Below are 3,029 nucleotides of genomic sequence, written 5' to 3' on the forward strand. Positions count from 1 at the left end.
GGGCGTGTGGGGCCCGCACACTGCCCGTTTTGGCGCCGCGGCGCCCGGCCCGGGCGGTGGGCGCACCGCCCACACCCCACTGGACCGGGCCGGACCGGACCGGTGCGCAACCGTCAGACGCGGTCGATGTGCACGTTCGTCGACTTCACCCGGGCGGTGGCCTCCATGCCGACCTCCAGGCCCAGTTCCTCCACCGCCTCGCGGGTCAGCAGGGAGACCAGCCGGTGCGGGCCCGCCTGGATCTCGACCTGCGCGGCGACGTCGCCGAGCTTGATCGCGGTGACGATCCCGGGAAAGGCGTTGCGGACAGAGGTGTACGAGGCGTCCTCCTCGGCCGTTCCCGCCTTGGCGAGTTCGACCGAGAAGGCGGCCAGGTCCTTGCCGTCGATGAGCCGGCGCCCGGACTCGTCGCGGTGGGTCGTCACCCGGCCGGCGTCCGCCCATCGGCGGGCGGTGTCCGGGCTCACGCCGAGCAGCCGCGCCGCCTGGCCGATCGTGTAGGACTGCATGCGGGTCACGATAGGGCCACGGGCGGGGAACGGCGGATGTGGGGTTGGCCGTTGGGTATAACGCGATATAGCGTTAGGCGGCGTGGACGGGTCCATGCGGACGATCGGGGTGAGGACATGTCGGCTGAGGTCGTGAGCACGGGTGCGCCGCTCGGGATGCGGGCTTCGCATGCGGACCGGGACCGCACGGTGGACGCGCTGACCATCGCCGCGGGCGACGGCAGACTCACCGCCGAGGAGCTCGACGAGCGCGTCGAGGCGGCCCTGACGGCTCGCACGCTGGACGAGCTGGCCGGCCTGGTCGCCGACCTTCCCGTCGCGGCCGAAGCGGCCCCGGCCAAGGATGTCGTGCGCATCGAGCAGCGGTACGGTTCGGCCTCGCGCGCCGACGAGTGGGCGGTGCCCCGGCGCCTGGAGATCGACTCGGAGTGGGGAGACGTCACGCTCGACTTCACCCGGGCGCTGATCACGCACGACATGCTGCACATCGACCTGGACATGCGCGGCGGCACGCTGCGGCTGGTGACCCGGCCGGGTGTGGTGGTGGACACCGACTCCCTGGCGCTCGGCCACGCCCGGATCAAGGCGCGTCCGGCCGGACAGCCCGGGACGCCGGTCGCGCTGCGCGTGGAGATCGGCGGCCGTATGGACTTCGGCCATGTCGTGGTGCGTCCGCCGCGCGGCGGCCTGTTCAGGAGAGCCCCGAAGCCCTGAGGACGGCCCGCGCGGTCGAGTCGTCGATCTCGCGGCCCAGCCGCTCCAGCATCTCCGCGCCCTCCCGCAGCGTGCCGCGTTCCGTCGAGCGGCGTGCGCCCCTGTCCAGCTCGTGCCAGAGCAGGGGGTTCGCGAGGAGGACGCGCGGGTCGATCTCCACCCGGTGGCCCAGGGTGTCCCGCAGGACCAGGCGCGAGGAGATGTCACCGTATTGCCGTACGGCCGTCAGTGCGTCGGTGTGGACCGTGTGCCGTCGTAGCGGACCGCGCACCGTCAGCCAGCCCCGGCCGGCGGTCACCCGGCGCGGCAGCAGGACCGCGAAGGCCGTGGCCGACAGGGCGGCCCACAGGAGGGCGCGTGGGGGCGTCAGCGTGCCCGCGTCCCAGTCGACGAGCAGGGTCATGCCCAGGAAGGTGAGGGTGCAGCCCACCGCGAACCGGGCACTGCCACGCCAGTGGCGGTCACCGGTCGGGTTCAGTGGTCCGCGCCGTCGCATGAGCCGACGCTGAGCTCCCGCGGTCACGGGAGCTCAGGTCACTGACAGGGCTCTGACGCCGTTCGGCCGGAACTTAACGCGATCCTGACGGATCCGGGCCCGGTCCGTGCGTCGGCCGAGGAACGCGGCTCAGCCGGTGTGCACGCGCGGGCGGCGCGCCCGGTCCGGCTCCGCCTCGCGCAGCACCTCCCGGGTGACCGGGGCGACCTCGCCCTGGCCGAAGAGGAAGAAGCGGAGGAAGTTGGCGAAGGGGCTGCCCTCGGTCCACTCGAAGTAGATGTGCGGGGTGCAGCCGGTGCTGTCGCGGACGTGCAGGAGGAACGCGGCGAGGGCGTTGGGGATGGAGGAGGACTCCAGGGTCAGGACGCGGTAGCGGTTGTGCAGCACCTCGCCCCGTACGTGCAGGCTCGCCTCGAACTCGGACGGGTCGGTGACCGTCACCTCGACGAAGACGAAGTCCTCCTGCTCCGGGAAGTCGTTGTCCTCCCGGATCTGCTCGATCTTGTCGCGGTACTCGGCCTTGTCCCGCCGGTCGGGCTCATTGGCGATGAACCGGATCTTGCGGCTGGCCATGTCACGGACGAATCGTTCCGCCATGTTGTCCATCGACACATGCGTGACGCGCAGCTCGAAGGCGCGGGCCAGCCGGGACAGCAGCGAGACCAGGATGATGCCCGCGATGAAGCAGGCGCCGATCTTGACACCGTCCGGGCGCTCGATGACGTTCACGACGGTCGTGTAGAGGAACACCACGGAGATCACGCCGAAGGCGATCGCCCATTTTCGCTGCCGGGCCTTGCGCGCGGCGATGGTCACCGCGATCGCCGCGGAGCTGATCAGTACGAGCACACCGGTTGCGTAGGCGCCGCCCTGCGCGTCGACATTGGCGTCGAAGATCCAGGTGACCAGGAAGGCCACCAGCGTGAAGACGATGACCATGGGACGCACGGCGCGGGCCCAGTGCGGGGCCATGCCGTAGCGGGGCAGGTAGCGCGGCATGAGGTTGAGCAGGCCCGCCATCGCGGAGGCGCCGGCGAACCAGAGGATCGCGATGGTCGAGACGTCGTAGACCGTGCCGAAGATGTTGCCCAGGTACTCGTGGGCGAGGTAGGCCAGCGCACGCCCGTTGGCCTGGCCGCCGGCCTTGAACTCGTCCTCCGGGATGAGCAGCGTGGTGATGAAGCTGGTGGCGATCAGGAAGCAGCTCATGATCAGGGCGGCGGTGGTCAGCAGCTTCTTGGTGTCCCGGATCCGGCCGGTCGGCTTCTCCTCGGTGTCGCCGGGGTCGCCCTCGACGTGAGGCATGACGG

General features: G+C 71.0%; 3 protein-coding genes and 1 pseudogene. 1 reads left to right on the forward strand and 3 read right to left on the reverse strand.

The features are described from left to right. Positions 1–113: 113 nt before the first annotated feature. Entirely contained in the window at positions 114–509 is a 396-nt protein-coding gene (locus ACFW2E_RS44355; protein ID WP_384477118.1) for a molybdopterin-binding protein, read from the reverse strand. Positions 510–626: 117 nt separating this feature from the next. Between ACFW2E_RS44355 and ACFW2E_RS44360 the strand changes: the two genes are divergently transcribed. Further along, entirely contained in the window at positions 627–1,223 is a 597-nt protein-coding gene (locus tag ACFW2E_RS44360; RefSeq protein WP_384477121.1) for a DUF1707 domain-containing protein, read from the forward strand. Here ACFW2E_RS44360 and ACFW2E_RS44365 read toward each other — a convergent pair. Further along, entirely contained in the window at positions 1,201–1,719 is a 519-nt protein-coding gene (locus ACFW2E_RS44365; protein WP_384477124.1) for a hypothetical protein, read from the reverse strand. The genes ACFW2E_RS44360 and ACFW2E_RS44365 overlap by 23 nt on opposite strands. Positions 1,720–1,848: 129 nt before the next feature. Further along, positions 1,849–3,029: pseudogene (locus ACFW2E_RS44370) on the reverse strand (amino acid transporter); the annotation flags it as partial.

This window comes from Streptomyces sp. NPDC058964, assembly GCF_042741275.1.
Classification (GTDB): Bacteria; Actinomycetota; Actinomycetes; order Streptomycetales; family Streptomycetaceae; genus Streptomyces.

Coding starts and splice junctions, on each gene's coding strand:
- ACFW2E_RS44355 (WP_384477118.1), bottom strand. CDS start 509: ATGCAGTCCTACACGATCGGCCAGGCGGCGCGGCTGCTCGGCGTGAGC.
- ACFW2E_RS44360 (WP_384477121.1), top strand. CDS start 627: ATGTCGGCTGAGGTCGTGAGCACGGGTGCGCCGCTCGGGATGCGGGCT.
- ACFW2E_RS44365 (WP_384477124.1), bottom strand. CDS start 1,719: ATGCGACGGCGCGGACCACTGAACCCGACCGGTGACCGCCACTGGCGT.